Below are 25,758 nucleotides of genomic sequence, written 5' to 3' on the forward strand. Positions count from 1 at the left end.
CGGCGATCCTAAATGGCGGCGCTCGGACATGGCGAAGCGATTGCGCGGAGCGCCTGGCGGCGGTGACGCGTGCAGGTCGGGCGCGGTTAGCGTTTGACGTGTGTCGCCGTCTGACGTGGCGGCCGGGTCCTGTGCAACGGCGACCCGTGAACCGAGTCAGGGCCGGGAGGCAGCAGCTCTCAGCGGACCTCGTTGTGTGCCGCAGATCGCCTGGCCGCCTCGCCAGACGGTGACACCGCCCTCATCTTCGGCTCGCCGGAGATGAGGCGCGTTCGCGGGACCGCCTCGCAGTCCCGCAAGAGTCACGGAGAGTTGCCAGAGTGGACGAATGGGCTCGCTTGGAAAGCGTGTGAGGCTTTCATCGGCCTCCGTGGGTTCGAATCCCACACTCTCCGCCACTGGCTGACCTGCCGAGAGGGTCAGTTGATCGCGCGGTCGTGACCCTCCCAGTAGGACTCGCGAAGAACACGCTTGAGGACCTTGCCGGGACCTGACTTGGGCAGCAGCTCGGCTTGGAAGGTCACGCTTTTGGGTGTCTTGCAGCCGGCGATGACGGCCCGGCAGTGCGCAATCAGCTCAGCGTCGATGACTTCGGGTCCGCCCGCGCAAGAACACGATCCTCAGGCGCGGGGTTCGCTAATTACTGCGGGGGTGTACTGCTTGATGCGGGGGATTGCTGTTGACACTCACCCTATAGTGGGTGACATGCGCCCCGGCACAGCCGTCAATCCGTTCACGCCGCAGTTCGGCAGGAGGCCATCAGTGCTGGTGGGCAGGGAGGTCGTGCTTGCCGGCGTGGAGCAATCGCTGGACATCGGTCCCGCTTCTCTGGAGTTCAACAGGCTGATCTTGGGCGGGCGCGGTTCGGGCAAGACGACACTGCTTTCGGAGATAGCCGCCGGGGCTGAGGCGAAGGGAATGCTGGTGCTGCGAGTAGACGCGGCCACCTCTGGTCTGCTGGATCGGATCTTGGATGCGATTGCCGCGGCGCGGGACAGACACCAAGAGGCGAGGCTTCCGACCGAGAGTTCCGGGTCGAGACCCAAGGCGCTGTCCGGCGTGACGCTCGGACCCATCGGCGCTCAATGGGCCCAGATGCCCGAGCCGCGCCGCAGTTGGTCGCTGCAGCGCAACCTCAGCGAGTTGGGCACATGGGCGGCTGAGCGCGATTCGACGGTCGTGCTCACTGTCGACGAAATGCATGCCGGCGAGCGCCAAGAACTGAGGCGGCTCGCTGGCGACCTGCAGAGTGTCTCTGGGGTCGAAGAACTCCCGGTGTCCGTGATCGGGGCCGGGTTGCTGGAGATGAAATACACGATCCTCGAAGATCGGAAGATGACCTTCTTCCACCGATGCCACAGAGACGAGGCATCGCTGGTCTCGCGGTCGGAGGCCTACCGCTGCTTGCGCAGGACGATCGAGTCAGCCGGCGGGGACGTGACTCAAGAGGCGCTCAAAGCGATGTCCGCCGCTGCCGCCGACAGCTTGGCCTACAAGGTGCAGAGCATCGGTTACCACGCGTGGGCTGCCAGCGGGTCGCCCGAGCATCCTGTCGGCAAGGGCGAGGCCGAGATCGCCATCGAGATCGCGGAGGCGGACCTGCACTCCAAGGTGCTCGTCCCGATGTGGCACGACTTGAGCGACCTCGACAAGTCCTACTTGGAGGCACTCGCCGAGATGGGCGGCGAGGCGGCTGCGTCGCAGATCGCGGACCGCCTGCCGGATGCCTCAAGCCGGACTCTGGCCGACACCGAATATCGCCTCACGGCATCGGGGCACATCAGGCGCTCCATTGGCGCCACGGTCGAGATCACCGGCCCGCTGACCCTCTCCGCCGTCGCCCGCATGGCCAGCATTCACGCCGACTACAAGACCTCCCGGTCATCGCCTGTGACGGCGCCGAACGCGACGAGCCAGACGCGCTGCAACGCACCGATGCCCCGCGCCAAAGCCAAGTGCGCGCTCAACCGGGGACACAAGGGTCCGCACCGTTCACGACGATGATCGTCAGCAGAGGTTGGCGTCCATGCAGCCGGTCCACATGGAAGAGAACAGCGAACCCGCGTCAGGGGAAACGTCAACCGCATCCGCCCAACCGGCCGGCAACGGCGCAGCGCAACGGCGCAGCGCAACACTGCCCGAGACGGAGCCACGCAGGCAAGCAAGTCACGCAGGCAAGCAGGACACGCAACCGTTCACACGCTCTGCCAGATGGAAGCTCAGTTTGCTTAGCACACTCCCCGCCACTGGCTGACCTGCCGAGGGGGTCAGTTGATCGCGCGGCTGTGGCCTTCGGCTGTTCTGCGCTGGTCCTCAAGTCGGCATGGATCAGTTGATCGCGCGGTCGTGACCTTCCCAGTGGGGCTCGCGCAGCAGACGCTTGAGCACCTTGCCCGGACCCGATTTGGGCAGCGGCTCGGCTTGGAAGGTCACGCTCTTGGGCGTCTTGTAGCCGGCGATGGCGGCCCGGCAGTGGGCAATCAGCTCGGTGTCGGTGACCTCCGCGCCGTCGCGGGGCACCACCACGGCGTGCACGGCTTCGCCCCATTGGGGATCGGGGATGCCGAACACGGTTGCCTCAAGCACCCCAGGGTGCGTGTACAGGACGTCCTCGACCTCGGTGCAGTACACGTTCTCGCCGCCGGTCACGATCATGTCCTTGGCCCGGTCGACGAGGAAGAGGTAGCCGCCCTCGTCGACGTAGCCGACGTCGCCGCTGCGGTACCAGCCTCCTTCCAGCAGTGCCGCAGCGGTGGCCTCGGGCTTGTTCCAGTAGCCGGCCATGACGTTCGGGCCGCGCACGGCGACTTCTCCCGGCTCGCCGGTCGGCTGTTCTGATCCGTCGGTGCGCACGATCTTGATGTCGACACCGGGCGCGGGCGCACCGCAGCTCTTCGCCCGCGGGTCGTCGAGGTAACGCTCCTCGTGCCGGAAGATCGTGGCCAGCGGCGACAGCTCGGTCGCGCCGTAGAGGTGGATCAGCTCGCAGCCGAACAGCGCCTCGGCGCGGCGAAGCACTTCGAGGGCCACCGGCGACGCTCCGTGAGACAGCCACCTCAAGGTCGACACGTCACGCGGCGAGGCCGATTGTGACTCGCACATCGCAGCCAGCATCGTCGGCACGGCAATCGCGCAGGTGACGGCCTCGCGCTCGATCACGTCGAGGCTGGCCGCGGGGTCGAACGCGGGCAGGATCACGTTGGAAGCGCCGACCCACGGCAGCACGAGCGCGCAGTAGACGCCGGCTGCGTGGAACATGGGAGCGATGGTCAGGTAGCGGTCGTCGCTGTCGATGGGCTGGGCGAGCTGGGTGTGGACCGCGTTGGCCATCAGGTTGGCGTGCGTCAGCATCACGCCCTTCGACTCGCCCGTCGTGCCCCCGGTATAGAAGAGTCCTGCCAGGGTGTCGGGACCGATGTCGGACTCGGACTCGGGTGCGGCGTCGAGCAGGTCGTCGTACTCGCCGGTGTCGAGCCGGATGACCCGCTCGACCAGATCGGCCAGCCCGCCCGGGTCACGGTCGGTGATCAGGATGCGGGCGCCGGCGTCGGCGGTGGCATAGGCCAGCTCGGGCTCGGCCCAGCGCGTGTTGTGAGGAACGACAGCCCGGTCTGCACACGGGATGCCATAGAACAGCTCGAGGTAGCGGTCGGAGTTGAGAGCGAGCACGGCCACGCGGTCCCCGGACTCGGACATCGCATCGAGCAGGCCCGCCACCTTGGCCACGCGGCTGGCAAGCTCAGCGAACGTGCGCTTGGTGTCACCGAACACCACGGCTTCGCGGTCTCCGAAGAGCTGTGCCCCTCGCCGTATCGGGTCTCGCATCGTGTACACACCGCGAAACTACTGAGCGAAATCGCCGGCGAGACTCTCTGATGAAGCTGCGCGGATTGGCGCACATCTTGTTGCGTCAACTCTTGTTCCCCGCTCTTGCTCGCTCCGCTCGCGGGCCGCTCGGGCCACGGCTTCGCCTATCGGCTCAGCCTCTGGGCGCAACTGCTGGGACAGACCCCTCGTCGCTGCCAGACTCTCAGCGATGACCGACGAGACGGCCATGGCGGCGGCGCTCGAGCAGGCCCGGCTCGCTGCAGCTGCGGGCGAAGTGCCCGTCGGCGCCGTCGTGCTGATCGACGGCGAGGTGGTGGCAGCGCGCCACAACGAGCGCGAGAGCACCAAGGACCCCACCGCCCACGCCGAGATCTTGGCGCTGCGCGACGCTGCCGCGGCGGTCGGCGACTGGCGACTGGCCGGTGCCACACTGGTGTCGACGCTCGAACCGTGCCCGATGTGCGCAGGCGCGGTGCTGGCGGCTCGTGTGCCCCGGGTGGTCTTCGGGGCATACGACCCCAGGGCAGGCGCTGCGGCGACGCTCTACAACCTGCTGGTGGATCCGCGCTTCAACCACAACGCCGAGGTCGGCGGCGGCGTGTGCGAAGACGAGTGCGGCGCACTGCTCAGCGAGTTCTTCAGCGGCCATCGCTGAGCCTTGGCGGTTGCAGGCAGACTCGCCCCGACGCAGTGCGGCCGGCCAGCGTGCAGCGGGAGACTGAGACTGATGAGGGGCATTCGTGAGTGATCTGAAGATCTCCTTCGAGACGAGTCCCGAGCAGTACCGCCACTGGGACTTGGTCTTCGACGGGGCGCGGGCCACTCTCACCATGAACGTGGATCCCAGCGCGGGGCTGCGTGACGACTACGAGCTCAAGACCAACTCGTACGACCTCGGGGTCGACATCGAGCTCTACGACGCAGTGCAGCGGCTGCGGTTCGAGCACCCCGAAGTCAAGGTGGTGGTCGTCACCGGCGGTCTCGACAAGATCTTCTGCGCCGGCGCAAACATCGGAATGCTGGCCGGGGCCACCCATGAGCACAAGGTGAACTTCTGCAAGTTCACCAACGAGACCCGCAACAGCATCGAGGACGCGACGTCGAATTCCCAGCAAGTGTGGATCGCGGCGGTCAACGGCACGGCTGCGGGGGGCGGCTACGAGCTGGCCTTGGCCTGCGACGAGATCCTGCTGGTCGACGACCGCGCCTCGGCAGTCTCGCTTCCCGAGATCCCCCTGCTGGCGGTGCTCCCCGGCACCGGAGGACTCACACGTGTGGTCGAGAAGCGACACGTGCGCCGCGATCTCGCCGATGCTTTCGCCACCCGCACCGAGGGGATCCGGGGCCGCCAAGCGGTCGACTGGGGCCTCGTCGACCGGGCAGCCCCGCTCAGCTCGTTCGCCGGCCTCATAGACGAGCGCGTGGCTGCCCGGGCCGCAGAGTCCGATCGCCCCGACCAAGGCCTCCCGATCCGCCTCGAGCCGCTCGACTGCATCGCCGGGAACGACGCCATCGAGTACTCCACCCTGTCGGTGAGCATCGACCGGCGTGCTGGCACCGCCACGTTCACGGTCAGTGCTCCCGACACACCCCAGCCCGCGACGCCGGACGAGTTGAGCTCCGTCGGCGCCGGTGCATGGATATTGCGATCCGCACGCGAGCTCGACGCGGCCGTCCTGCACCTTCGATTCAACGAGACCGCGGTCGGCATGTGGGTATTGCGCACCGAGGGCGATGCCGACGCGGTCATCGCAGCCGAGCAGCTCCTGGCCGATCACCCTGACCACTGGCTGGTGCGGGAGATCCGGCTGTACTGGGCGCGAACCCTCAAGCGGTTGGATCTCTCCGCCCGCTCGCTGGTCACCCTGATCGAGCCGGGCAGCTGCTTCGTAGGGATCCTGGCCGAATTGGTGCTCATCTCCGACCGCAGCTTCATGCTGAACGGGACCTGGGAAGATCTTGACGACCCTCCGCCGCCCGCAACGATCCGGCTCACGGCCGCGAACCTCGGCTGGTTTGCGATGTCGAACGGGATCAGCCGGCTCCAGACCCGGTTCTGGGGGCGGGCGGCCGCCCTCGCCGCTGCCGAGGCCATCGTGGGGACCGACCTCGAAGCGCGAGACGCTGCGGGGGCTGAGCTCGTCACCTTCACTCCCGACGACCTCGACTGGGCTGACGAGATCAGGGTCGCGCTCGAGGAGCGCAACAGCTTCTCGCCCGATGCACTCACCGCGATGGAAGCGAACTGCCGCTTCGTCGGACCCGAGACAATGGAGACCAAGATCTTCTCCCGCCTCTCGGCCTGGCAGAACTGGATTTTCCAACGGCCGAACGCTGTGGGGCCCCACGGAGCGCTGCAACGCTTCGGTACTGGCTCACGTCCCGACTTCGACACCGCAAGGGTGTGACCATGACCATCGTCGACATCAACGCCAAGATCCCCAACAACGTGGACCTAGCCGACGACCGCCGGCTGCGGCGTGCACTGGAGGGATGGCAGCCGAAGTTCATCCGGTGGTGGGAAGAGCTGGGCCCCGTCGCGTTCAAGCGCAGCCCGGTGTTCCTGCGGACCGCGATCGACGTCGGCCGTGACGGCTGGGCGCACTTCGACCATGTGGAGATGCCGGACTATCGCTGGGGGATCTTCCTGGCCGAGCGCGAACCTGATCGCAAGATCGCCTTCGGCGACCACAAGGGCGACGACGCCTGGCAGGAGGTGCCGGGTGAGTACCGGGCCGATCTGCAGCGCCTGATCGTGGTTCAAGGCGACACGGAGCCGGCTTCGGTCGAGCAGCAGCAGAAGCTGTGCCTGACAGCCCCGTCGCTGTACGACATGCGGAACCTGTTTCAGGTCAACGTCGAAGAGGGGCGCCACCTGTGGGCGATGGTCTACCTGTTGCACCGCTACTTCGGCCGCGCAGGTCGAGACGAGGCCGACGAGATGCTCGAACGCCACTCCGGCGATGCCGACAATCCCCGCATCCTCGGAGCGTTCAATGAGGAGACGCCGGACTGGCTGTCGTTCTTCATGTTCACGTACTTCACCGACCGCGACGGCAAGTACCAGCTGGCATCGCTGCGGGAGTCTGGCTTCGACCCGCTCAGCCGGACCTGCGACTTCATGCTCAAGGAGGAGGCCCACCACATGTTCGTCGGGGCCTCGGGCGTCGCCCGGGTCATCGGGCGCACACTGGAACTGATGATCGAGCACGACACTGACGACGTCCACCCGCACGGCGGCCTCAATCTCGACTTGATCCAGCGGTACCTCAACTTCCACTGCTCGGTGTCGCTGGACCTCTTCGGCGCCGAGACCTCGACCAACGCCGCCAACTACTTCGCTGCCGGGCTGAAGGGCCGATTCTCCGAGGAGCGGCGCGACGACGACCACGTCCTGCGCGACGCCACCCGCCTCGTGCCTGAGGTCACCGACAACGGCATCGGCGCCCGGGAAGCAGCGCAGCTGGCGGCTCTCAACGAGACTCTGCGAGAGGACTACATCGAGGACTGCCGCAAGGGCCTGGATCGCTGGAATCGCTCCATTGCCGAAGCCGGAGTGGGCGTCGAGCTGCGGATGCCGCACATCGGCTTCAACCGCAGCGTCGGCACCTTCCGCGATTGTCGTGTCTCGCCGGACGGCCGGCTGATCAGCGACGCAGAATGGCAGGCGAATGCGGCGGATTGGCTGCCGAGCGACGACGACAAGGCCCACGTGAAGTCGCTCCAGGTCAGCGTGACCGAGCCGGGCAAGATGGCTGGTTGGGTGGCCCCCCCAGCGACGGGGATCAACCGGAAACCGCTCGAGTTCGAGTACGTGCGAATCTGAGACTGCGACGCTGAGACTGCAACCTTGGGACTGAAGCCCAGGGAAGAGAACGAGGAGCCGGCAGATGCGCGAGCCGTTCAATGCTGCGACTTGGTTGGTCGACCGCCATGTTTCCGCCGGGAACGGCGACAGGCTGGCCGTGATCTGCGAGGGCCGGCGGTACACCTACCGCGAGCTCGCCGACGAGATAGCCCGCACTGCTGCCGCGCTCCGGTCGCTCGGCGTGCGACCCGAGGAGCGCATCGCCATGGCGATGGGGGACTCGGTCCCCTACGTCGCGATGTTTCTGGGTGCGCTGCGGATCGGGGCGGTGCCGGTCCCGATGAACCCGCTGCTGCCGGGCCGAGACCTCGCGGTGATCACTGCCGACGCGCGTGCAGCCGTCGCCGTCGTCTCCGAAGCCGCCGCCGGCTGCATCGATGACCTGTGCTCGGGAGCGCCGGAAGTGGCGACGGTGATCGTGGCCGGCGAGACGCCACCTGATGTCGGCAGCGGCCACGCCCGCATCTTGAACTGGGACGAATTCCGATCCGGCGCCGAAGGCGGGGACGACGCGCCGTACCCGACGTGGGACGAGTCACCCGGATTCTGGCTCTGCACCTCGGGCTCGACCGGTCAGCCCAAGCTGGCGGCGCACCGCCACGCCGACATCCGTGTCACCTGCGAGACCTACGCCCGCTCGATCCTGGAGATCACGCCCGAGGACCGGTGCTACTCGGTGGGTCCGATGTTCCACGCCTACGGACTCGGCAACTCGCTCACGTTCCCGTTCTCGGTCGGGGCATCGTCGATTCTCGAACCTGCCAGGCCGCCGACGCCGGCGCGCGTCGCGGAGCTCGTTACGACACACCAGCCGACCTTGTTCTTCTGCATTCCCACCTTCTACGCCGCGCTCAACAGCTCCGAACTGGACAGCGACACGTTCGCAACGGTCCGCCTGGCGGCCTCGGCTGCCGAACCGCTGCCGACGGAAACGTTCGAACGGTTCCGGGATCGGTTCGGGATCACCGTGCTCGACGGCATCGGCTCGACCGAGATGCTCCACATCTACATGTCGAACTCGCTCAGGGACCTGCGGGCGGGGACCAGCGGCAAGCCGGTCGAGGGCTACGAGGTCCGCATCGTCGACGACGACGGCCGCGATCAGCCGCCCGGCGAACCGGGCCAGCTCCTCGTGAAGGGCCAGTCCATGACCACCGGCTACTGGTGTCAATCCGAGATCAACCGGGCCACCTTCGACGGCCCGTGGATGCGCACCGGCGATCTGTACGACGTCGACGACGACGGCTTTCACACGTACTTGGGCCGGGTCGACGACATGCTGCGGGTCGGGGGCGAGTGGATCTCGCCAGCCGAGGTCGAGGCCACCCTGATCTCCCACCCCAGCGTGCTGGAGGCAGCAGTGGTCGGCGAGCACGACGCCGACGGCGTGCTGCGGCCCGTCGCCTACGTGATTCCCTTCGACGGCGGCGCTGTCGGCATCGATGACCTGGCGGGCGAATTGACCGGCTTCTGCCGGGAGCGGCTGGCCGGCTACAAGCGACCACGGCGGTACGAGATCGTCGACGATCTGCCCAAGACCGCGACCGGCAAGATCCAGCGGTTCAAGCTCCGCTCGTAGGGCGCGGCGCGCCCGGCCTGCCGGTGTGCGGGGAGTGGCGGAAGGTGTGGGATTCGAACCCACGGTGACCCGAAGGCCACAACGGTTTTCGAGACCGCCCCATTCGTCCGCTCTGGCAACCTTCCGCAGCGCACCCTATCGACGCTGCCCGAACCGACCGCTTGCTCGTCCGGGGCCTCAATAACGATTCGAACGGCAAATCGGTCGTCGGCTCGGCGGATTCGTGACCGCCTCTCCGCTGTGAGCCGCGCACTCGGCAGTTCCGGGGACTACGCGGCCGGGCCCGGCGGCAACGCTGCCCCTCATCGGCGATCTCGATGCGCGGCCGGCTCTCCTGGAAGTCGAAGAACTTCTCGGGATCGATGCGGCAGACCCGCTTGGCCTCGCTGCGCTTGCGAGTCCAAGACAGCGCGCCGTCGGCTCGGGGCTGCTGGCATCGATGGACTCGGTCGGGGACTGCTTCGCGTTGCGGCAACGGCTCGGGCTTTCCCGGTCCCGTTGCCGCGCCGCGCGACGCACTGAGCAGCGCGACGACGGCAAGGCACCAACAACCTGCTCCAAGTCCTGCGCCGCCGAGCCCATGGCTTCACCAACCACACCAACTTCGAAGCCCGCGGCATCCTCGCCACCTAACCTGACCCCGCCGAATCCAGCAGCCCCATCTCACAATTCCGCGAAGGCTCTGCATGTTCCCATTGGCGCACCCGAGCTCGCAGATCGTCTCTCAGAGGTGACCGACAGCCTCAACGATGCGCTCGGACTCGTCTGGCCGCACGACCCCTTGTCGCGGACGCACACGCATGGCACGACGATGCTGAGCCTGACCAGTCAGCACCTCGACGGGACCAGCGAGCCGGCATTCGCCTAGCCCGGCTGGCGGGACCACGCTGAGGCGCCCCTAGCTCTCTTGCAAATGGCGCCAGACCCGCTCCGGCGTGCAGGGAAGCTCAACATGGCGCACGCCGAGATGCGACAGCGCATCGATCACGGCGTTCTGCACGGCCGGCGTGGCGCCGATGGTTCCCGATTCGCCGATGCCCTTCACGCCGAGGGGGTTGCGATCGGTCGGGGTCTCCATCGGGATCCGCTCGAAGCTCGGCAATTCCGCCGCTGACGCGATGGCGTAGTCCATGAAGTTGCCGGTCAGCGGGTTGCCGTCGTCGTCGTAGACGAAGACCTCGCCGAGTGCGTGGGCGATGCCCGAGGCCACGCCGCCATGCACTTGGCCCTCGACGATCATCGGGTTCACGATGACGCCGGCGTCGTCGCACGTCACATGACGCAGCGGGGTGACCCCGCCGGTGTCGCGGTCCACCTCCACGACCGAGAGCTGCACACCGAAGGGGAAGGTCGCAGCCGGTGGGTCGAAGTCGCTCTCCGCCAGCAATGCTCGACCGCCGGACTCGTTGACGTGCGTCGCAACCTGGGCCCAGTCGAGTGATCGGGCGGGTGTGCCGGCAACGGCGAACGCCCCCGCATCGGCATCGAGCACGATGTCGGCCGGGTCGGCTTCGAGCATCTCGGCCGCCGCCTGCTTGGCCGCCTCGACTACGGCCTCGGCCGCTTCGAACACGGCCACCCCGCCTGACTGCAGCGATCGGGAGCCGCCGGTTCCGCCGCCCCGCTTCACCTCGTCGGTGTCGCCGTGACGCACCTCGATCCGCTCGAACGCGATCCCGGTGGCCTGTGACGCGACCTGCGCGAACGCCGTGTGATGGCCTTGGCCGTGATTCGACGAACCGGTCAGCACCAGCGCCGACCCGTCAGGGCGCACTTCCATGCTGCCGAAATCGCCGTTGCCCATCGGATTGGAGATCTCCACGTACGCGCACCAGCCGAGACCCATCAGCTTCGAGTCGCCGTCCGCCAGTCGTCGCTGCTGTTCAGCGCGCAGCGCGGGGTAGTCCGCTGCTTCCATCACGGCGTCAAGGGCCTTGGCGTACTCGCCGGAGTCCATCTCGCTGCCGGTGGGGGTGGTGAACGGGAACGACTCCGGGGGGACGAAGTTGCGCCGCCGCAGTTCGGCGGGGTCCATCCCGATCTCGGCCGCATACACGTCCATCATCCGCTCAATGGCCAGCGTGGCCTCGGGCCGGCCGGCGCCCCGGTAGGCGCCGACGGGCACCGTATTGGTGGTGACCGAGTTGGTGTTCACCGACACCTTTCCAATGTCGTACACGCCGCTGGCCACCATCCGCACGAATATCGGCAGCAAGGCGCCGATCATCGGATAGCCGCCAGAGTCCTGCACTGCGTCCACCGAGTAGGCCGTGATGTCGCCGTCGCGGGTGCCGCCGAGGCGCGCCACATAGGAGATCGCCCGGGCGTGCGAGAGCCCGAGCATGCACTCCGAACGGGTCTCGGCCCAACGCACTGGACGTCCGAGGCGGCACGTCAGCCGCGCCACCACGAAGTCCTCCACGTAGTTGGCGTTCTTGGTTCCGAAGCCGCCGCCGACATCGGGCGTGATCACATGCACCTGGTGTTGCTCGAGACTGCAGAACTCCGCCAGCACGTCACGTGAGCGATGCGGGAACTGCGTGCACGCCCAGTAGGTGAGGCGCTGCGCGTCCGGGTCCCACGAGGCGAGTGCCCCCCTCGGTTCAATCGGCGCGCCGGTCAGTCTCGGGTTGTCGAAGGCCAGCTCGACGGTGACCTCGCAGTCGTCGAACAGCCCGTCGGGGCCGCCGCCGGGAATGGCGAAGACCGTGTTGGTGCCGGCCTCGGGGAACAGCAGGTTGCCATTGCCGGCTGCCTCCGCAGCGGACACGACAGCGTCGAGCGGTTCGTAGTCGGCGTAGACCAATTCCGCCGCATCGACCGCGGCCTCGCGCGACTCCGCCAACGCCACGGCGAACGGCTCGCCCACGTAACGCACCCGATCGGTCGCCAGCGGCGAGCGCAGCATCTGCTGGTTCAGCATCGGCATCGAGGGCGGGTCTGCGCTGAGCTCCAGATCGGCTGCGGTGTACACACCGACGACGCCCGGCATCTCGGCGGCCTCGGCGGTGTGGATGGCGGTGATGTCTGCGTGGGCCATCACCGAGCGCACGAACACCGCGTGCAGCGCGCCCGGGCAGTCCACGTCGTCGACGTAGGTGCCGCCGACGGTCAGGTAGGCGGGGTCTTCCTTGCGCACTACTCGCGTGCCGATCATGCTCATGGGTCGGGTGATCCTCCGATTGCGGTGTCAGCGGCCAGCGGTATTCCGGGCCGCAACGCTAAGGGGTGCCGGCCGGCTCTCGCTCGGAGCTGAAGGCGATTTCCCGGTAGTCGCCGTCTGCGACCTCGTCGATGCGGCGCTTGTACTTGGGAGCGCCGCCGTTGTACACGAAGTAGCGGATCGTGCCCGCTTCGTGCCCGTCGATGTTGGAGTTGTACCCGGTGAACCAGCCCTGCGCCTTGCGCATCAGCATCATGCTGTACATGTCGATGACGTGGTTGGTCCATTCTCGCTCGGCCTCGGCGTCGACCTCGAAGCGGCTGTAGCCGTTCTCCCAGACGAAATCCATCAGAGCGGTGATCCACTCGACGCCGACCTCGATGCCTCGCGGGTAGTTGGACGACGCTGAGCCGCTTTGCGGACCGGCGATCGTCAGCAGGTTGGGGAAGCCGTTGATCATCATCCCCAGGAAGGTGATCGGGCCGTCGGACCACTTGTCTGCCAGCTTCTGACCGCTGGTGCCTCGGAAGTCGATGCGGTCGAAGGCGCCGGTCATGGCGTCGAAACCGGTGGCGTACACGATCAGGTCGAACTCGTAGTGCTGATCGGAGGTCTGGATGCCGGTCGGGGTGATCCGCTCGATCGGGGTCTCCTGCAGGTCGACGAGCGAGACGTTCGGCCGGTTGTAGGTCTCGTAGTAGTTCGTCTCAAGCGGGACCCGCTGCACGCCGAAGCCGTGGTCGGAGGGGATGAGCTTCTCGGCGATGGCGGGGTCGTCGACCCGCTCGCGGATCTTGTCGGCGATGAAGGCCGACAGCTCGGCGTTGGCTGCCTCGTCGAAGAAGATCTCGCGGTAGTTGGCCATCCAGATGCCGAATCCGGGCTCGCCATACAGCTTCTCCCACTGCGCACGGCGCTCTTCGGCGGAGACGGTGTGGAAGCCGCTGCGGATCGGCTCATGCACGAAGCCGCCCGGGGTGCGAGCGCACTGGGAGAAGATCTCGTCGTAGCGAGCGCGGATGCCGTCCATCTCCTCGGGGGAGATCTCGCTGTTGTGCAACGGGGCACACCAGTTGGGGCGCCGCTGGAACACCGTCAGCTGCTCGGCGACCTCGCCGATGGCCGCGATGGCCTGCACGCCCGTGGCGCCGGTGCCGATCAAAGCGACGCGTTTGCCCTCGATCTCGACGGGCTCTGCGGGCCAGTGGTAGGTATGGAACGACGGGCCCCTGAACACGTCGGTGCCGTCGGGCTCCACGCCTTCGATGCGGGGATAGGTCGGCGCCGACAGCAGACCCAGCGCGGTCAGCAGGAAGCGGGAGCTCAGGTCGCGGCCGTCCGTCAGATGCAGCCGCCATTTGCCCGCCTCGTCGTCGAAGTGGGCCGAGGTGACGGTGCAGTTGAACTGCATGTACTTGCGCAGGTCGAACTTCTCGGCCACGTAGTTGAGGTAGCGCAGGTTCTCGGGCTGACCCGAGAAGTGCTCCTTCCAGTGCCACTCCTCGAGCAGCTCCTCTGAGAACGAGTAGCCGTAGGTGTAGCTCTCGGAGTCGAAGCGGCAGCCTGGGTAGCGGTTCCAGAACCAGGTGCCGCCGAGGTCGCTGCCCATCTCGAGCACGGTCGCGTGGATGCCGCGCTCGGCCAGCCGGTACATCTGGTAGATGCCGCCCACGCCTGCGCCGATGATGATGACCTCGTAGTCGTTCGTGCCGTCGGCGCCGCCGTTCGAGGATCCGTTGGTCGCTGCATCTGCCATGTCTGGTTTCCTCCAAGTGACCTGCCTCTTCACAATAGTCGAACGCGCTTTAGGAAATTTCGCGACGGCTCGCGTGGCAGGGCGAGCCGTTCAGCTTCGAGGGCAAACGGTGGCGCTTCGATGATCTGCTGATGACCCCGGCGCCGGTTCAACCCGGCGGGCCGCCGCTGTGGATTGCGGGGATGACCCGCAATGCAGCTCTGCGAGCGGCAAGGTTCGACACCCACCTGCTGCCCCAGGGTGCGCCCGTCATCGTGTTGGAGCCATGGCGCGACGAGCTGCGGGCGACGGGGCGTGATCCCGATGACTACCGCGTCGGCATCATCCGCTCGGTGTTCGTGACCGATGACCGCGAGGGCGCCTGGCAACAGATCCGAGCCGCCGAGCGCTACCGGGCCGGCGTGTATGCCCGGCTCTTCGATGAGACTCCCGACGAATTCACGGCATTCGACCCGTCGAAGGGTGCGATTCCCCAAGGCTGGATCGTCGGCGACGAAGACCACTGCACGGCCGAGCTGACTGCGTTCATCCAGCAGTACGGCGTCACCGACCTCTGCACGTGGGGCGGTCCGCCCGGCCTGCCGCCCTCGATCATGAACGATTCGCTGGAGCGCCTCGCTCGCAACGTGATCCCGCGGGTGCGCGCCGCAGTCGAGGACGTCGGTGCTGGCGGCTGATCTGACACTCCGATTTGACCGTCCGATCGGTCCAGGCGGTCAGCTCAGCCGGTCAGCCCAGACGATCAAGCTCGGCCGATCGGTCCAGACGATCAGCCCAACTGATCAGACCGGCGGTCAGCGGCTGGCGTGCTCGACGAGCCAGCCGAAGCAGGGATCCGAGCGTGCGCCCGTCATCAGTTCGGGGTGCCATTGCACAGCGATGATGGGCAGCTCGGTGTGCTCCATGCCCTCGATGATCCCGTCGGGGGAGTGGGCGGTGGCGATGTAGCCCTCGCCGAGCTGATCCGCGGCTTGGTGGTGGAGCGAGTTCACGGCCAGTTCGGGCCCGTACAGGCGGCGCAGCACGCTGCCTGGAGCCGTGGTCACGATGTGGGTTGTGGCGTCGGCGGGCGCGTCGGTGCGTGCGTGGCTGGGCAGATCAGGGTGCAGCGTGCCGCCGGCAGCCACGGTGAGCACCTGGGCGCCGCGGCAGATGCCGAGCACGGGAAGATCGGCGGCGATGGATGCGTCGAGCATCGCCATCTCGAACGCGTCCCGCAGCGGGATCTCCTCGCCCGTCGTCACGGCATCGGCGGGGGTGTCGAAGGCGTTGGGTGCAATGCCGGCTGAAGGGTCGACTGAACCGGGATCCAGCCGGTCGGCGTACAGGCACGAGGCGACGTCCTCGCCGCCGGTGAGCAGCAGACCGTCGAGGCGCTGTGCGATTTCGCCCGGATCGGCGTCGAGCGGCAGGAACACCGGAACAGCGCCTGCAGCAGCCACATCTCGGCCGTATGCGCAGACGTAGAGATCGACGTCGATCTCGGCGAAGACCGGCGGGAAGCCGTCAATGCGTGAGCCCTTGCGTCGCCGACCCACGACGCCGATCAGCGGTTTTGCCACCCGTCCACCTTAGATGCGCGGTCTCCGGCCGCCTCTGCTTGCGGGAGGCCGGCCAGTCACCACTACGGTCGGGCACATGGTGGCGCAGCGCTCGGATCACCTGAGGGGCGTGAGCCCAGAGAGGCCGCTGGAGCGGTATTGACGTGCCTGCTGAGTACAACGCGTCGGTGACAATGGTCCCGCTGGAGCCGGTGGGCGACGAGCCTCCGGCGGGGGAGGGCCCGCTCGGGCCCGCTCGGCGCCGACGCGGCTGGTGGCTGGTCGTCGCCGCGGTGGTGATCCTGGGCGCAGCCGCAGTCGTCGTGAGTCTGCTGACCGGAACGGACCCGCTCGAGGACGGAGCTGGCGACGAAGCGATCCCGGAACAAGACGAGACCGCGGAGGCGCCGGATGCTTCACCGCCTGAGGATCAGCGCCAGCGCGATGAAGCGTCGACGGATCTCGATACGCCTTCAGAAGCCAGCGCCGATGCTGCAGGCGACGAATCCGCCGTCGGCGACGCCGACCCGGAGGCGCAGCGGCTGTTCGGCGAACCCGAACAGCCGATCTCGGGCGTGGAGCCGTACATCCCCAGCCGGGTGCGGCCGAACGAACTCGGTCCGCCTGCCGAAGTCTGCTTGGGCACACTGCCCGCATACCGCATCCAGCTTCCCCTGCGATTCGCCAGTTCCAAGCCTGAGAACATCGAGCAACTGACGTGGTCGCCGGACTGCCGGCGCGTGGTGTTCCGGGTCGGCGCCGCGCTGTGGTTGGCGGACGGCGACGGCACCGGCGACATGCCGTTCCTCACTGCTCAGCACTGGCTGAGCGCTCCGGCATGGTCGCCCGATGGGGAGTGGATCGCGTTCTCGCAGGGCGCGATCGTCGACGGTGAACGGGCTGGTCACATCTTCGTCGTCAAGCCCGATGCGCTGGGCTTGGCGCAGGTCACCCAAGGTGTGGTGCTGGATCAGAACCCGGCCTGGTCGCCCGACGGCGAGAGTCTGGTGTTTTCCCGGCGTGTACGGGTAGTCGACAGCGAAGGTGCCGCCGAGTTTGACGAGCTCATCGTCGAGGTCGACCTCGCGGCCGGCGTCGAGCAGGTGCTCCTCCGCGGTGTCGAACCCGGCGTGTCTTCATCGTGGTCTCCTGACCGAGAGCTGCTCGCGTACGGCTCAGGCCCCACCTTGATGGTGTGGCGGCCCGGAGAGGACGCAGGCACGATCTTGCTGGCCGAGGTGACGGGTCAGGGCGCAGCGTGGTCCCCTGACGGTTCGCGAGTTGCAGCGTTTCGGCACTGGCACGGCGGCCGGACGGAGATCGTGATCAGCGACCTGCCGGGGCAATATCCCGGCGATCAACACATGATTGCCCTGACGGGGTTCGTGCAGATCTCGCCAGCCATGGCTCGGACGCTGCAATGGAGCGCTAACGGCCAGCGCCTGTTCTTCTTCCACTCCGATTCGCCCACCAGCCACTGGGCGTACTCGATCGAGGTGCCGCCACCGACGCGCTCGGCCGCGTACTGGGAGATGCTGGAGGTCGTCGAGACAGTCGTGCAGCAGGCCGGGTACGGATCGGCCGCAGTTCAGCATTCGGTTGACGTCGAGGCCGAGTTCTCGGTCCGGGGTCAACGAGGCCAGACGACGGTCGAGGTGTGGATCGCGTTCGATCGCGCCGAGCCCCGCGGCGTCTACGACGCCATCGAGAACCCGCACTCGGAATTGGCGGGCATCCGCCGCAGCCCCGACCGGATGGGCGTCTGGTTCACCTGCAACGACCTGTACGGCGAGGTACTCGCGGAGTCGCCGCAGACGGCCGATGCCCTCGCCGCCGCCTTGATCTCAGCCGCCTGCCCTACCACCTAACTCATACTCGCGTGCAGGTAGTTGCTTATGGGAGCTACTCGTGTCACAGGGCGCCGGTATGGTCGCGCCGGTGAGTGAGCGTGCTCCGAGTCGCAGAGGCGGTACCGACGGCAGCGAGCTGTTCATAGTGGCGCTTCGCGTTTGCGCGTGGAGTGGGCCGGTGAGGGTGCCGGCGGCGTAGGGAGGGATCCCCCGGAATCGGAGGCGTGTTGTTGCCTCGGTTCGGGAGGGTCTCTGTGGGTGTTGGCCTTGCGCGTGCGTTGGTGCTGGTGGTCGGGCTGGGTCCCGGTGTGGCGGTCATCGAGGTGCGGGGCCGCTGCGGATCGGGGTCGAGCTGACCGGGCGTCCGTGCTGTGTGAGATGCGGAGCCGGGGTGTGGGCGCACGGCAGCAGCCGGGTCGCCTTGGCGGACCTGCCGGCGTTCGGGCGGCCGGTGAGGCTGGTGTGGGCAAAGCGCCGCTGGCGCTGCCCTGAGGAGGGCTGTTCGGTGTGCACGTTCACCGACCAGGGACCCCCGCCGTTGCGCTGCCCAGGGCCAGGATGACCTCCCGGGCGGCTCGGTGGGCGACGCGGCGGGCCGGCAAGGCAAGGGGCGATCAGCGACATCGCAGCCGAGATGGGATGCAACTGGCACACCGCCGCGTCACCGAACACGGCCGCACGAAGCTGCGCGGCCTGCTCGCCGCCGGGGACCCCCGCGGCGAGGTGCGCGACGCTTGGCACGCCAAAGAGACCCTGCGCGGCATCTACCGCATCGGCGACCACCAACTCGCGCTCGAAGCGCTCAACGAGCGCTCACGCGACCCGCGAGACGAGACGTTCAGCCCAGAACTGAACAAGCTCGGCCGCACCCTTCGCACCTGGCGCACCCAGATCACGAACTGGCACCGCGGCCGGGTCACCAACGGCCCGACCGAGGCGGCGAACAACCTCGCCAAGCTGATCAAACGAGTGTCGTTCGGGACCGCCAACTTCGACCACTACCGCACACGCGTCCTGCTCTACGCCGGCAAACCAGACTGGAACCTGCTCGACGACCTCACCCCACGCTAAAACGCGAAAAGCCGCTTTATCCAAACCGCAGGTACGGAGAACTGTCGCTACGACACGCCGCCGCCGCAACCCACGTCGGCAAGGAGTACGTACTCATTGCCGACGGCCTTGAGCTGCCAACCGATTCCTTCGTTTCGGGCCGCAAGATCAATTGGATTCGCTCCCAGAGCGTCGACAGCAGTATGAGCGAGTGACTACCTTGAGTCCGCTGCCGGTCGCTCTTGAATGACGGAAACAGCCGTAGGTGCCGCTTGGCTGCTGCTCGCGGTATTCCATGACGGCGGCCAACGCTTCGCCAAAGAGGCGGCGTTGTCTGTCTTGTCGGGTTGTTCGGGCACCCTGCCATATTCCGAGCAGCGCGACGCATGCGGAGACGGCAGCCGCGATGAGGATCGCCTCCCACCGGCCAATCCCCGTCTCGGCCGCGCACAACGCCGGAGCCACCGTCACGCTGCCTTGGTGCTGTCAGCGTGAGACACTTCGTCGCCAGGCCAACGGCCGGTGATGCGCCAGAGGCGCTCCTTGACGAGATGCGCTGCGACTTGGCCAAGAGTGCCATCAGGCCGTCGTCGAACACCCAGCGACGCTCCAGCGGATCGCGCGGGTACCACATGCACAGCGAACCATCGTCATAGCGGTGCGGCGAGTCTGTGGGGCCGTCGACGTAGACGCGAGGATGCCGTGACGAGGTGATCGGAAAGTCGATGCGCACCTGTCGGCGCTCACACCCTGGCGGGGTGACGGACCAGCGGTATCGCACCCCACCGTGTCGGGTCCGACGCGGCACATGCAACCCGACGACGTGTCGTCGCGCGTCGCCTTCGAATCGCAGGCGGTCCGCGAAGCGGCCGTACCACGGTCCCCTGCTACGCCATGGGTACACGACGGCCGCCGTAGGAGCGCGTTGGCTTGATTGGCGTGGTGCTGGCACCGGTGCCGGCCACGAGTGTGCCCGTCTTGGTGATGGACAGCGGGCTGCCGTCGGATATCGCTTGATGAACTGCGGCAGCGTCCGGGGGGAGCGACGGTTGGATGAGCTTCCAGAAGACGCCGGTTGCAGCCAATACATCGTGGACTTTCTCACTGTCTTCTCGCCACGAGCAAGCTGCAGCGGCGGCTCAATTCGGCGGACAAGACGCGCAAGGCCTACGGAGATCCGATGGCCCGGAAGATCGCGTTGCGGCTGCAGCAGATGAATGCCGCTCGTCACCTGGGCGATCTCCGCGATCTTCCGGGGCGTTGGCACGAATTGACCGGCGACCTTCAGGGCTGTCTGGCGTGCGATCTCACGGGGCCGCACCGATTGATCTTCCGGCCCACCGAAGAGCCGCCACCGCGCAGCGCGGACGGTGGCCTCGACTGGTCTGCTGTGGACAGCGTGACCGTCACCCAGATCGACGACTACCACTGACCAAGACATCCAGGAGCAACGAGACATGGGGACCCGGACCGAGACCCGTTACGCGTACGAGCCTGAGATCGTCTACGCGCCAGGTGAAACGTTGATTGAGTGGCTTGACGAACGCGGCATGACCCAAGCCGATCTCGCCGCTCGGATGGGCCCGTCCGCTAAGCACATCAACCAGATCGTGAAGGGCGCTGCACCGGTGACGACGGAGACGGCGTTGGGCCTTGAGCAAGTCACCCGAGTGCCTGCAGCATTCTGGAACAACTTGGAACTGAACTACCGCGCGTATCTCACCCGCCGGGCCGAGCTAGGAAACTGCTGATTTATTCGGATCCGGGCAAGTCTGCAACGCTCTGACCTGCGGCTTTGTGTCCGTGAATCGGCGATTTCGGCAATTGCTCAGCAGTCTCCTAGAGCGGTTGGCGCAGGAAGTCGGCTGGCTGGACGAGCTGCCCATCTCAGAACTCGTGAAGAGGACTCGGATCGCGAAGGAGACCACTGGTGCTGAGCGTGTGAGAGAGGTCTGCTCGTTCTTCGGGGTCGCGAGCGTCGCAGTGTGGCGTGACATCTGGCAGCAGCCGGCTGCCGCCTACCGGGCGTCAAGGGCCTTCAGCAAGGATCCGGGTGCTGTCGCCGCGTGGCTGCGTATCGGCGAGATCGAAGGGGCCAAGATCGAATGTGAAGGGTTCAGCAAGTCGGCTCTGCGGGCCTTGCTGCCCGAACTCCGTTCATTGACAAACGAAGCCGATCCGGCTGTCTGGGTGCCCGCAGTGCGAGAACGCTGCAGGCATGTCGGCGTGGCTTTCGTTGTCGAGCCCGAGATTCGCGGGACTCGGCTGAACGGTGCCACTCGGTGGCTTGGGCCGAACAAGGCCTTGGTTCAGATCAGCACCCGGCACAAGCGGCACGACATCGCGTGGTTCACGTTGTTTCACGAGATCGGTCACCTGCTGCTCCATTCCAAGAAGGAAACGTTCATCAACGACGGGGACGGTGCAGGTGCCGTTGAGCAGGAGGCCGACGCCTTCGCTTCCCGAGAACTCATTCCGCCCAAACATGAGTCTGAGTTGGGACAGCTGCATTCCGTCGACGACGTCACGCGATTTGCTCGCTCGGTTGGTGTAGCGCCTGGCATTGTTCTCGGGCGTTTGCAGCACATGGGCTGGTGGAAGCACTCCGAAGGCAATGAGCTGCGATGGTCATTCGTTTGGCCCTCGCCGTGGACGATGGGCGGCACGTCTCGTGAGCATCGCCGAGGAACTGGGGACGGCGCTTGATGCGCATCTGATTGAGGGTCTGGCCGGTTCGGACGCATTCGATCGAGGCGCGAGGTACATGTACGACGGGCGAGTGCAGTCGGTTGCTGAGGAAAACGGCAGGCTGCGGGCGACCGTTCGGGGCACAATGCCCTACCGCGTCGAGTCGTGGTTCGACGGTGACGAACTGCTGTGGTGACGAACTGCTGTGGAGATGTACATGCCCAGCAGCCGAGGACGGATCGTTCTGCAAGCACCGCGCCGCCGTGGCGATGTCGCTGCTCCGCAGGTCAGGGGTTTGCGCTTCCGCCCAGACCTGCATGTTTCAGCAGCCTGCTACAGGTCTGTGCGGTACAGGTAGCGGATGTCCCAGTAGCCGTACAGCGTCGGTGTTGTGTTGCCGAGCACGTTGCGCACTGCGCCCAGCCGCTCGGCGAGCGTCGTGTAGATCAGCGGCGCACGCCTCGCGGCGATGGCCTGTGCTTTGCGGTAGAGATCCATCCGCTTGCCGTGGTTGAGTTCTCGGGCGGCTGCGACGTACAGGGCATCGATCTCCGCTTCCCAGTTGGTCGAGGGGCCTTCCTGGAATGGATACCAAAGGTGCAGCGATTCTGAGCTGTGCCACAGATTGATGCCGCTGTAGGGATCGGGTCCGCCGGTGAAGCCGATGACCATCGCCTCCCAGTCGTAAGTGGTGGTGAGCTGTGACACCAAGTCTCCGAAGTCGATCACCTCGTAGGTGACTTCGAGACCTGCGGCCGTCAGTCCTTGGTGGATGATCTCGGTGACTGCCTGGCGCACGGTATTGCCGTCATTGGTCACCAATGTGAACGAGATCGGGTTGCCCAGATCGTCCTCGCGGATGCCGTCGCCGTCGGTGTCGGTCCAGCCCAGATCATCGAGGAGACGGTTCGCCCTGTCGATGTCGTACGGATAGCGGGGCACACCCGGATTGTGGAAGTCGCCGGCGGCCGGGCTCACCGATGACCACTGCGGATAGCCCAGTCCGTGCTGGACGCCGTCGATCATCGCTGCCTTGTCCAGCGTGTGGGCCACTGCTCGACGGAAGTTGGCGTTGCGGAACCAGTACAGCTTGGTCGGGTCCACGAACGGCTGGCCCGCATCGTCTGAACCCCGGTTCTGGTTGAAAGCCAGGAAGGTGGTGCCGAAGCCGGGACCCCGCCGGTGCAGGGTGAAGTCATCATCGTCCTGCCTCGGCTCCAGCCGCGCGTACTCCTCGCCCAGCACACTGTGGAAGTCCGTGGTGCCGTCGCGGAACAAGGCCAGTTCGGCCTCCAAGTCGGGCACGATCACCTGCACCACCCGGTCCAGATACGGCAGTCGCTGGCCTTCGCCGTCGGTCTTCCAGTAGTTCGGGTTCCGCTCGAAAATGACGCGCTCGCCTGGTGTGTATTCACCGATGGTGAACGGTCCGGTGCCGATGATCTCCGATGGGTCGGTGTCGATGCTCCAGAACTCCTCGAACGTGCCCGCGTTGATCGGACCCTCGAGTATGTGCTTGGGGTAGATGGAAGTGCTCATCGAGCGCAGGAAGGGCGCGAACGACTGCGGCAAGAGAAACTCGACCGTGTAGTCGTCGAGTGCCGCCACTGTCATGTTCGACACTTCCCACTCCTCCTCGTCGTTCAGGAAGCGGAACTCGAAGGTGGCACGGCTCGAAGCGTTGAAGGCGTCGTTGTAAATGATTCGGTTGAATGTGAAGTCCACATCGTGCGCGGTGAACGGCGTGCCGTCGTGCCACACCACGTCGTCTCGGATGCGGAAGACCCAGCGCAGCCCGTCGTCAGAGCGTTCCCACGACTCGGCCAGCAGTGGTTCGATCCCGTCGTCCAGCCACGACGTCTCGGTGAGGCCCTCGAAGAGGTAGCCCAGCACGCTTGAGGATCCGGCGTCGTTGGATATCGCCAAGTTGAAGGTCAGCGGCTCGGAGATGGTCGCCAAGGTCAGGTCCCCGCCGGGTGTGCCGATGTCGTAGGAGAAGGCTTCGGCGTTCGCACGCAGTTCGGCGACGATGTCCTCGGTCGCCGAGGGTTCGTCGCTGGTGCAGGCCGTCGCCAGCAGCAGTACTGCTGTCAGCGCTGCGACTGCTGATTGGCGCTGCATCGTCCCTCCTCGTGTTGACATGACTTGGCATGCTATGAGCAAGCGCGGCGCAGGCGAGAACCTTCCGAGAGTCTTCTCAGATCAGCAGGTTCGCCCGCAGCATCTCGGGGGCTGCAGGGTCGAGGCCGTGCGCGAGGAGGTATCCCTCGGCGCCTGTCGCCGTGCTGCCGTTGGACAGGCATCCGTAGCGGCCGTCGAGCTCCGCCAGCACCGCTGCCATCACCCCGCGTGGTGCACTGAGGATGGCCCGCACGTCGTCGATGTCGATGCCGAGCTCGGCGAATTCCGGCATCAGCTCGGAGATGCGCTGGTGCGAGCGCAGCTCGTTCGACAAGCAGTAGTCGTCCAGCACCGCCTCACGGTCCACGCCGAGCGCTTCCAGCAGGAGCGCCGATGCGATCCCGCTGCGGTCCTTGCCGGCGGTGCAATGGAACAGCATCGGCAGATGATCGACATCGGCAGCGATCGCCACGAGCTGGGCGAACCGTTCGCCGTACTCCCCGATCATCTGCAGGTACAGCCCGGCCATGTCGTCTTCGCTGACCGAGCGCAGCCGTCCCTCGAAGATCTGTTCCACCATGCTGATATCGCCGTCCACGGTGTCGCCCACCGGCAGCGAGATGTGCGCCCTCACGCCGGGCCACAGCCGCGAGCGGTCCCGCTCGATCTCGGGTCCGGCACGAAAGTCGATCACCGTGCGGATGCCCCGGCTGCCGAGTTCTTCGAGATCGTCGAGGGTCAGTGTGCTCAGCCGATCGGAACGGAACAGCGCTCCCATCCGCACATGACGGTCTCCCTCGGCGGGGTAGCCGCCGAGGTCGCGGCAGTTCTTCGCGCCCTCCAAGATGACGACCGCATCTTGACGAGCATCCCGACGCACGGGCTCGCAGGCTACGGAGGCTGAGCCGCTCAGCGGCGAAGCCGTGGCCCGAGCGGCCTGTGAGCTGAGCGAACAGGAGCGGGAAACAAGGGGTTCGGCCGCGAGAGCGAGGGCATCTGCGCATCGTCCAGCGCTGGCGGGCTACCGTCGCCGCTCATGCGCGCAGTGGTGATACCCGAATACGGCGGCGTCGAGGTCCTGCGGGTGCAGGACGTGCCAGACCCGGTGCCAGGACCCGATGAAGTGCTCGTCGACGTGGCCTGCTCAGCGATGAATCGCGCCGACCTGCTCCAGCGGATGGGCCAGTACCCCGCACCCGGCCCCAAGCCCGAGTTCGAGATTCCCGGCCTGGAGTTCGCCGGCACCATCGCGGCGCTGGGCGGGCGCGTCATGGGCTGGTCGGTGGGTGACGAGGTCATGGGCATCACCTCGGGCGGGGCGAAAGCCGAGCAGGTCGTCACCCATGAGCGCATGCTGCAGCGCATCCCCTCGGGGGTGGATCTGCGCGATGCCGCAGCCATCCCGGAGGTGTTCATGACCGCCCACGATGCGCTGGTGACCCAGGGCGGGCTGACCTCGGGCGGCACCGCGCTGGTGCATGCCGGCGCGTCGGGCGTGGGCACCGCCGCCATCCAGATCGCCAAGGCCATCGGCGCCCGGATCGCCGTTACCTGCTCGACCTCCAAGGTGGCGGCGTGCACCGATCTCGGCGCCGACCTCGTCATCGACTACACGCAGACTGACTTTGCGGACGAGGTCAAAGAATGGACGGGCCGCCGAGGCGTGGACGTGGTGCTGGACGTGATCGGCGGCGACTACCTCGCCCGCAACATCGCCTCGGTGCGCGTCCAGGGACGCATCATCCAAGTCGGCGTCATGGGCGAGCCGACAGCGACATTCGCGCTCGGCGCCCTGCTGCCCAAGCGGGCGGCGCTCATCGGCACCGTGCTGCGCTCACGGCCCATCGAGCAGAAGATCGACGCCAATCAGCGATTCTGTGCCGAGCTGCTCCCGCGCTTCGACGACGGATCGCTGCGGCCGATCATCGACTCACGCTTCGCGCTCGACGACATCGCCGAGGCCCACAACTACATGGCCACCAACGCGAACATCGGCAAGATCCTGCTCGATGTGAGCTAGCGCCAACGAACCAGCCATCGCCAGCCGGCGCTGACCAGCTAGCAGCCTGTGGACGGTTCAGCATCTTCATGGTTTTGAGACTTGCTCCCGCGAAGCGCGCATCCGGCGAGTCATGACGGCGAGTTCTCGCAGTGTCGTAAACCGGAATCGAATCCTGCTCATGCCAGAGAGACTTCCGGTTTACAGCTCGATGTGCTCGGAAACCAGAAGTATTTGGCAGAGGTGCTAGCATCACTTCCGGTTTCTGTTCTCCAGAGCACGTGCCTTGGTTGCCTCGGGGTCCGGCTCCTGCGG

Annotated in this window: 21 protein-coding genes, 2 tRNA genes, 1 other RNA gene and 1 pseudogene; 18 read left to right on the forward strand and 7 right to left on the reverse strand. The window is 66.5% G+C overall.

The genetic code is table 11. From position 1 onward, the window contains the following. Window positions 1-120 precede the first annotated feature (120 nt). The 3 genes from ffs to ACOGXQ_RS12345 all read left to right on the forward strand — a co-directional run bounded on the left by ffs (window position 121) and on the right by ACOGXQ_RS12345 (window position 2,004). An RNA gene (gene ffs / locus ACOGXQ_RS12335) (signal recognition particle sRNA small type) lies at window positions 121-219 on the forward strand. A gap of 87 nt (window positions 220-306) precedes the next feature. Next, window positions 307-398: transfer RNA gene (locus ACOGXQ_RS12340), tRNA-Ser, on the forward strand. Between the two features lie 307 nt (window positions 399-705). Next, window positions 706-2,004 (forward strand): ATP-binding protein, encoded by a 1,299-nt coding sequence (locus tag ACOGXQ_RS12345; protein WP_419943956.1) that lies wholly within the window; start codon window positions 706-708, stop codon window positions 2,002-2,004. 324 nt (window positions 2,005-2,328) lie between these two features. On the opposite strand, the gene ACOGXQ_RS12350 is transcribed toward ACOGXQ_RS12345, so the two are convergent. After that, window positions 2,329-3,825 carry a class I adenylate-forming enzyme family protein gene (locus ACOGXQ_RS12350; protein WP_419947388.1) on the reverse strand — a complete coding sequence of 499 codons (1,497 nt, stop codon included), beginning with the start codon at window positions 3,823-3,825 and terminating at the stop codon, window positions 2,329-2,331. Between the two features lie 211 nt (window positions 3,826-4,036). Here ACOGXQ_RS12350 and ACOGXQ_RS12355 point away from each other — a divergent pair, with 211 nt between their 5' ends. From ACOGXQ_RS12355 to ACOGXQ_RS12370, 4 genes are all read left to right on the forward strand, one after another. Beyond that, on the forward strand, window positions 4,037-4,483 hold the full coding sequence (locus ACOGXQ_RS12355; RefSeq protein ID WP_419943957.1) for a nucleoside deaminase: 447 nt from the start codon (window positions 4,037-4,039) through the stop codon (window positions 4,481-4,483). An 85-nt stretch (window positions 4,484-4,568) separates the two neighbouring features. Continuing rightward, window positions 4,569-6,236 carry a 2,3-epoxybenzoyl-CoA dihydrolase gene (gene boxC, locus ACOGXQ_RS12360; RefSeq protein WP_419943958.1) on the forward strand — a complete coding sequence of 556 codons (1,668 nt, stop codon included), beginning with the start codon at window positions 4,569-4,571 and terminating at the stop codon, window positions 6,234-6,236. A gap of 2 nt (window positions 6,237-6,238) precedes the next feature. Continuing rightward, window positions 6,239-7,654, forward strand: coding sequence for a benzoyl-CoA 2,3-epoxidase subunit BoxB (gene boxB / locus ACOGXQ_RS12365; protein ID WP_419943959.1), 1,416 nt, complete (start codon window positions 6,239-6,241; stop codon window positions 7,652-7,654). A 64-nt stretch (window positions 7,655-7,718) separates the two neighbouring features. Continuing rightward, entirely contained in the window at window positions 7,719-9,275 is a 1,557-nt protein-coding gene (locus ACOGXQ_RS12370) for a benzoate-CoA ligase family protein (RefSeq protein ID WP_419943960.1), read from the forward strand. A gap of 35 nt (window positions 9,276-9,310) precedes the next feature. On the opposite strand, the gene ACOGXQ_RS12375 is transcribed toward ACOGXQ_RS12370, so the two are convergent. Then, window positions 9,311-9,400: transfer RNA gene (locus tag ACOGXQ_RS12375), tRNA-Ser, on the reverse strand. 605 nt (window positions 9,401-10,005) lie between these two features. Here ACOGXQ_RS12375 and ACOGXQ_RS12380 point away from each other — a divergent pair. Further along, on the forward strand, window positions 10,006-10,143 hold the full coding sequence (locus ACOGXQ_RS12380) for a hypothetical protein (protein WP_419943961.1): 138 nt from the start codon (window positions 10,006-10,008) through the stop codon (window positions 10,141-10,143). Window positions 10,144-10,173: 30 nt separating this feature from the next. Here ACOGXQ_RS12380 and ACOGXQ_RS12385 read toward each other — a convergent pair whose 3' ends face one another. Together ACOGXQ_RS12385 and ACOGXQ_RS12390 are read right to left on the reverse strand one after the other, a co-directional pair. Further along, window positions 10,174-12,438 (reverse strand): xanthine dehydrogenase family protein molybdopterin-binding subunit, encoded by a 2,265-nt coding sequence (locus tag ACOGXQ_RS12385; protein ID WP_419943962.1) that lies wholly within the window; start codon window positions 12,436-12,438, stop codon window positions 10,174-10,176. Between the two features lie 58 nt (window positions 12,439-12,496). Further along, window positions 12,497-14,194 carry a flavin-containing monooxygenase gene (locus ACOGXQ_RS12390; RefSeq protein WP_419943963.1) on the reverse strand — a complete coding sequence of 566 codons (1,698 nt, stop codon included), beginning with the start codon at window positions 14,192-14,194 and terminating at the stop codon, window positions 12,497-12,499. Window positions 14,195-14,319: 125 nt separating this feature from the next. Between ACOGXQ_RS12390 and ACOGXQ_RS12395 the strand changes: the two genes are divergently transcribed. Continuing rightward, on the forward strand, window positions 14,320-14,871 hold the full coding sequence (locus ACOGXQ_RS12395) for an LLM class flavin-dependent oxidoreductase (RefSeq protein WP_419947389.1): 552 nt from the start codon (window positions 14,320-14,322) through the stop codon (window positions 14,869-14,871). A 117-nt stretch (window positions 14,872-14,988) separates the two neighbouring features. Here the strand turns inward: ACOGXQ_RS12395 and ACOGXQ_RS12400 are convergent, their stop codons facing one another. Beyond that, window positions 14,989-15,756, reverse strand: a complete 768-nt coding sequence (locus tag ACOGXQ_RS12400) for a gamma-glutamyl-gamma-aminobutyrate hydrolase family protein (protein WP_419943964.1) — start codon at window positions 15,754-15,756, stop codon at window positions 14,989-14,991. A gap of 143 nt (window positions 15,757-15,899) precedes the next feature. Between ACOGXQ_RS12400 and ACOGXQ_RS12405 the strand changes: the two genes are divergently transcribed. From ACOGXQ_RS12405 to ACOGXQ_RS12440, 8 genes and pseudogenes are all read left to right on the forward strand, one after another. Continuing rightward, a complete protein-coding gene (locus tag ACOGXQ_RS12405; protein WP_419943965.1) occupies window positions 15,900-17,603 on the forward strand; it encodes a TolB family protein in 1,704 nt (567 codons plus the stop codon). A 373-nt stretch (window positions 17,604-17,976) separates the two neighbouring features. Continuing rightward, entirely contained in the window at window positions 17,977-18,147 is a 171-nt protein-coding gene (locus ACOGXQ_RS12410; RefSeq protein ID WP_419943966.1) for a transposase family protein, read from the forward strand. Further along, window positions 18,144-18,656: an ISL3 family transposase gene (locus tag ACOGXQ_RS12415; protein ID WP_419943967.1), complete on the forward strand. Its 513-nt coding sequence runs from the start codon at window positions 18,144-18,146 to the stop codon at window positions 18,654-18,656. Before ACOGXQ_RS12410 ends, ACOGXQ_RS12415 begins: the two co-directional genes overlap by 4 nt. Window positions 18,657-19,815: 1,159 nt before the next feature. Then, complete coding sequence (locus tag ACOGXQ_RS12420; protein ID WP_419943968.1) at window positions 19,816-20,067, forward strand: type II toxin-antitoxin system RelE/ParE family toxin; 252 nt, start codon at window positions 19,816-19,818, stop codon at window positions 20,065-20,067. 25 nt (window positions 20,068-20,092) lie between these two features. Then, the gene (locus ACOGXQ_RS12425; protein ID WP_419943969.1) at window positions 20,093-20,386 is read left to right on the forward strand and encodes a HigA family addiction module antitoxin; all 294 of its coding nucleotides are present in this window, start codon (window positions 20,093-20,095) and stop codon (window positions 20,384-20,386) included. A gap of 52 nt (window positions 20,387-20,438) precedes the next feature. Next, window positions 20,439-21,341 carry an ImmA/IrrE family metallo-endopeptidase gene (locus ACOGXQ_RS12430; protein ID WP_419943970.1) on the forward strand — a complete coding sequence of 301 codons (903 nt, stop codon included), beginning with the start codon at window positions 20,439-20,441 and terminating at the stop codon, window positions 21,339-21,341. Beyond that, the gene (locus tag ACOGXQ_RS12435; RefSeq protein WP_419943971.1) at window positions 21,307-21,519 is read left to right on the forward strand and encodes a hypothetical protein; all 213 of its coding nucleotides are present in this window, start codon (window positions 21,307-21,309) and stop codon (window positions 21,517-21,519) included. The genes ACOGXQ_RS12430 and ACOGXQ_RS12435 overlap by 35 nt, the downstream gene beginning before the upstream one ends. Further along, window positions 21,500-21,562 (forward strand): annotated as a pseudogene (locus ACOGXQ_RS12440) (hypothetical protein); the annotation flags it as partial. The gene ACOGXQ_RS12435 and the pseudogene ACOGXQ_RS12440, both read left to right, overlap by 20 nt. Before the next feature lie 94 nt (window positions 21,563-21,656). On the opposite strand, the gene ACOGXQ_RS12445 reads toward ACOGXQ_RS12440, so the two are convergent. Then, entirely contained in the window at window positions 21,657-23,465 is a 1,809-nt protein-coding gene (locus ACOGXQ_RS12445; RefSeq protein WP_419943972.1) for an ABC transporter substrate-binding protein, read from the reverse strand. A gap of 55 nt (window positions 23,466-23,520) precedes the next feature. Beyond that, a complete protein-coding gene (locus ACOGXQ_RS12450; protein ID WP_419943973.1) occupies window positions 23,521-24,324 on the reverse strand; it encodes a tyrosine-protein phosphatase in 804 nt (267 codons plus the stop codon). A gap of 156 nt (window positions 24,325-24,480) precedes the next feature. On the opposite strand from ACOGXQ_RS12450, the gene ACOGXQ_RS12455 reads away from it, so the two are divergent. Continuing rightward, entirely contained in the window at window positions 24,481-25,464 is a 984-nt protein-coding gene (locus ACOGXQ_RS12455; RefSeq protein WP_419943974.1) for an NAD(P)H-quinone oxidoreductase, read from the forward strand. Window positions 25,465-25,758: the final 294 nt, after the last annotated feature.

Source organism: Candidatus Poriferisodalis sp. (assembly GCF_965208485.1).
Classification (GTDB): Bacteria; Actinomycetota; Acidimicrobiia; order Acidimicrobiales; family Poriferisodalaceae; genus Poriferisodalis.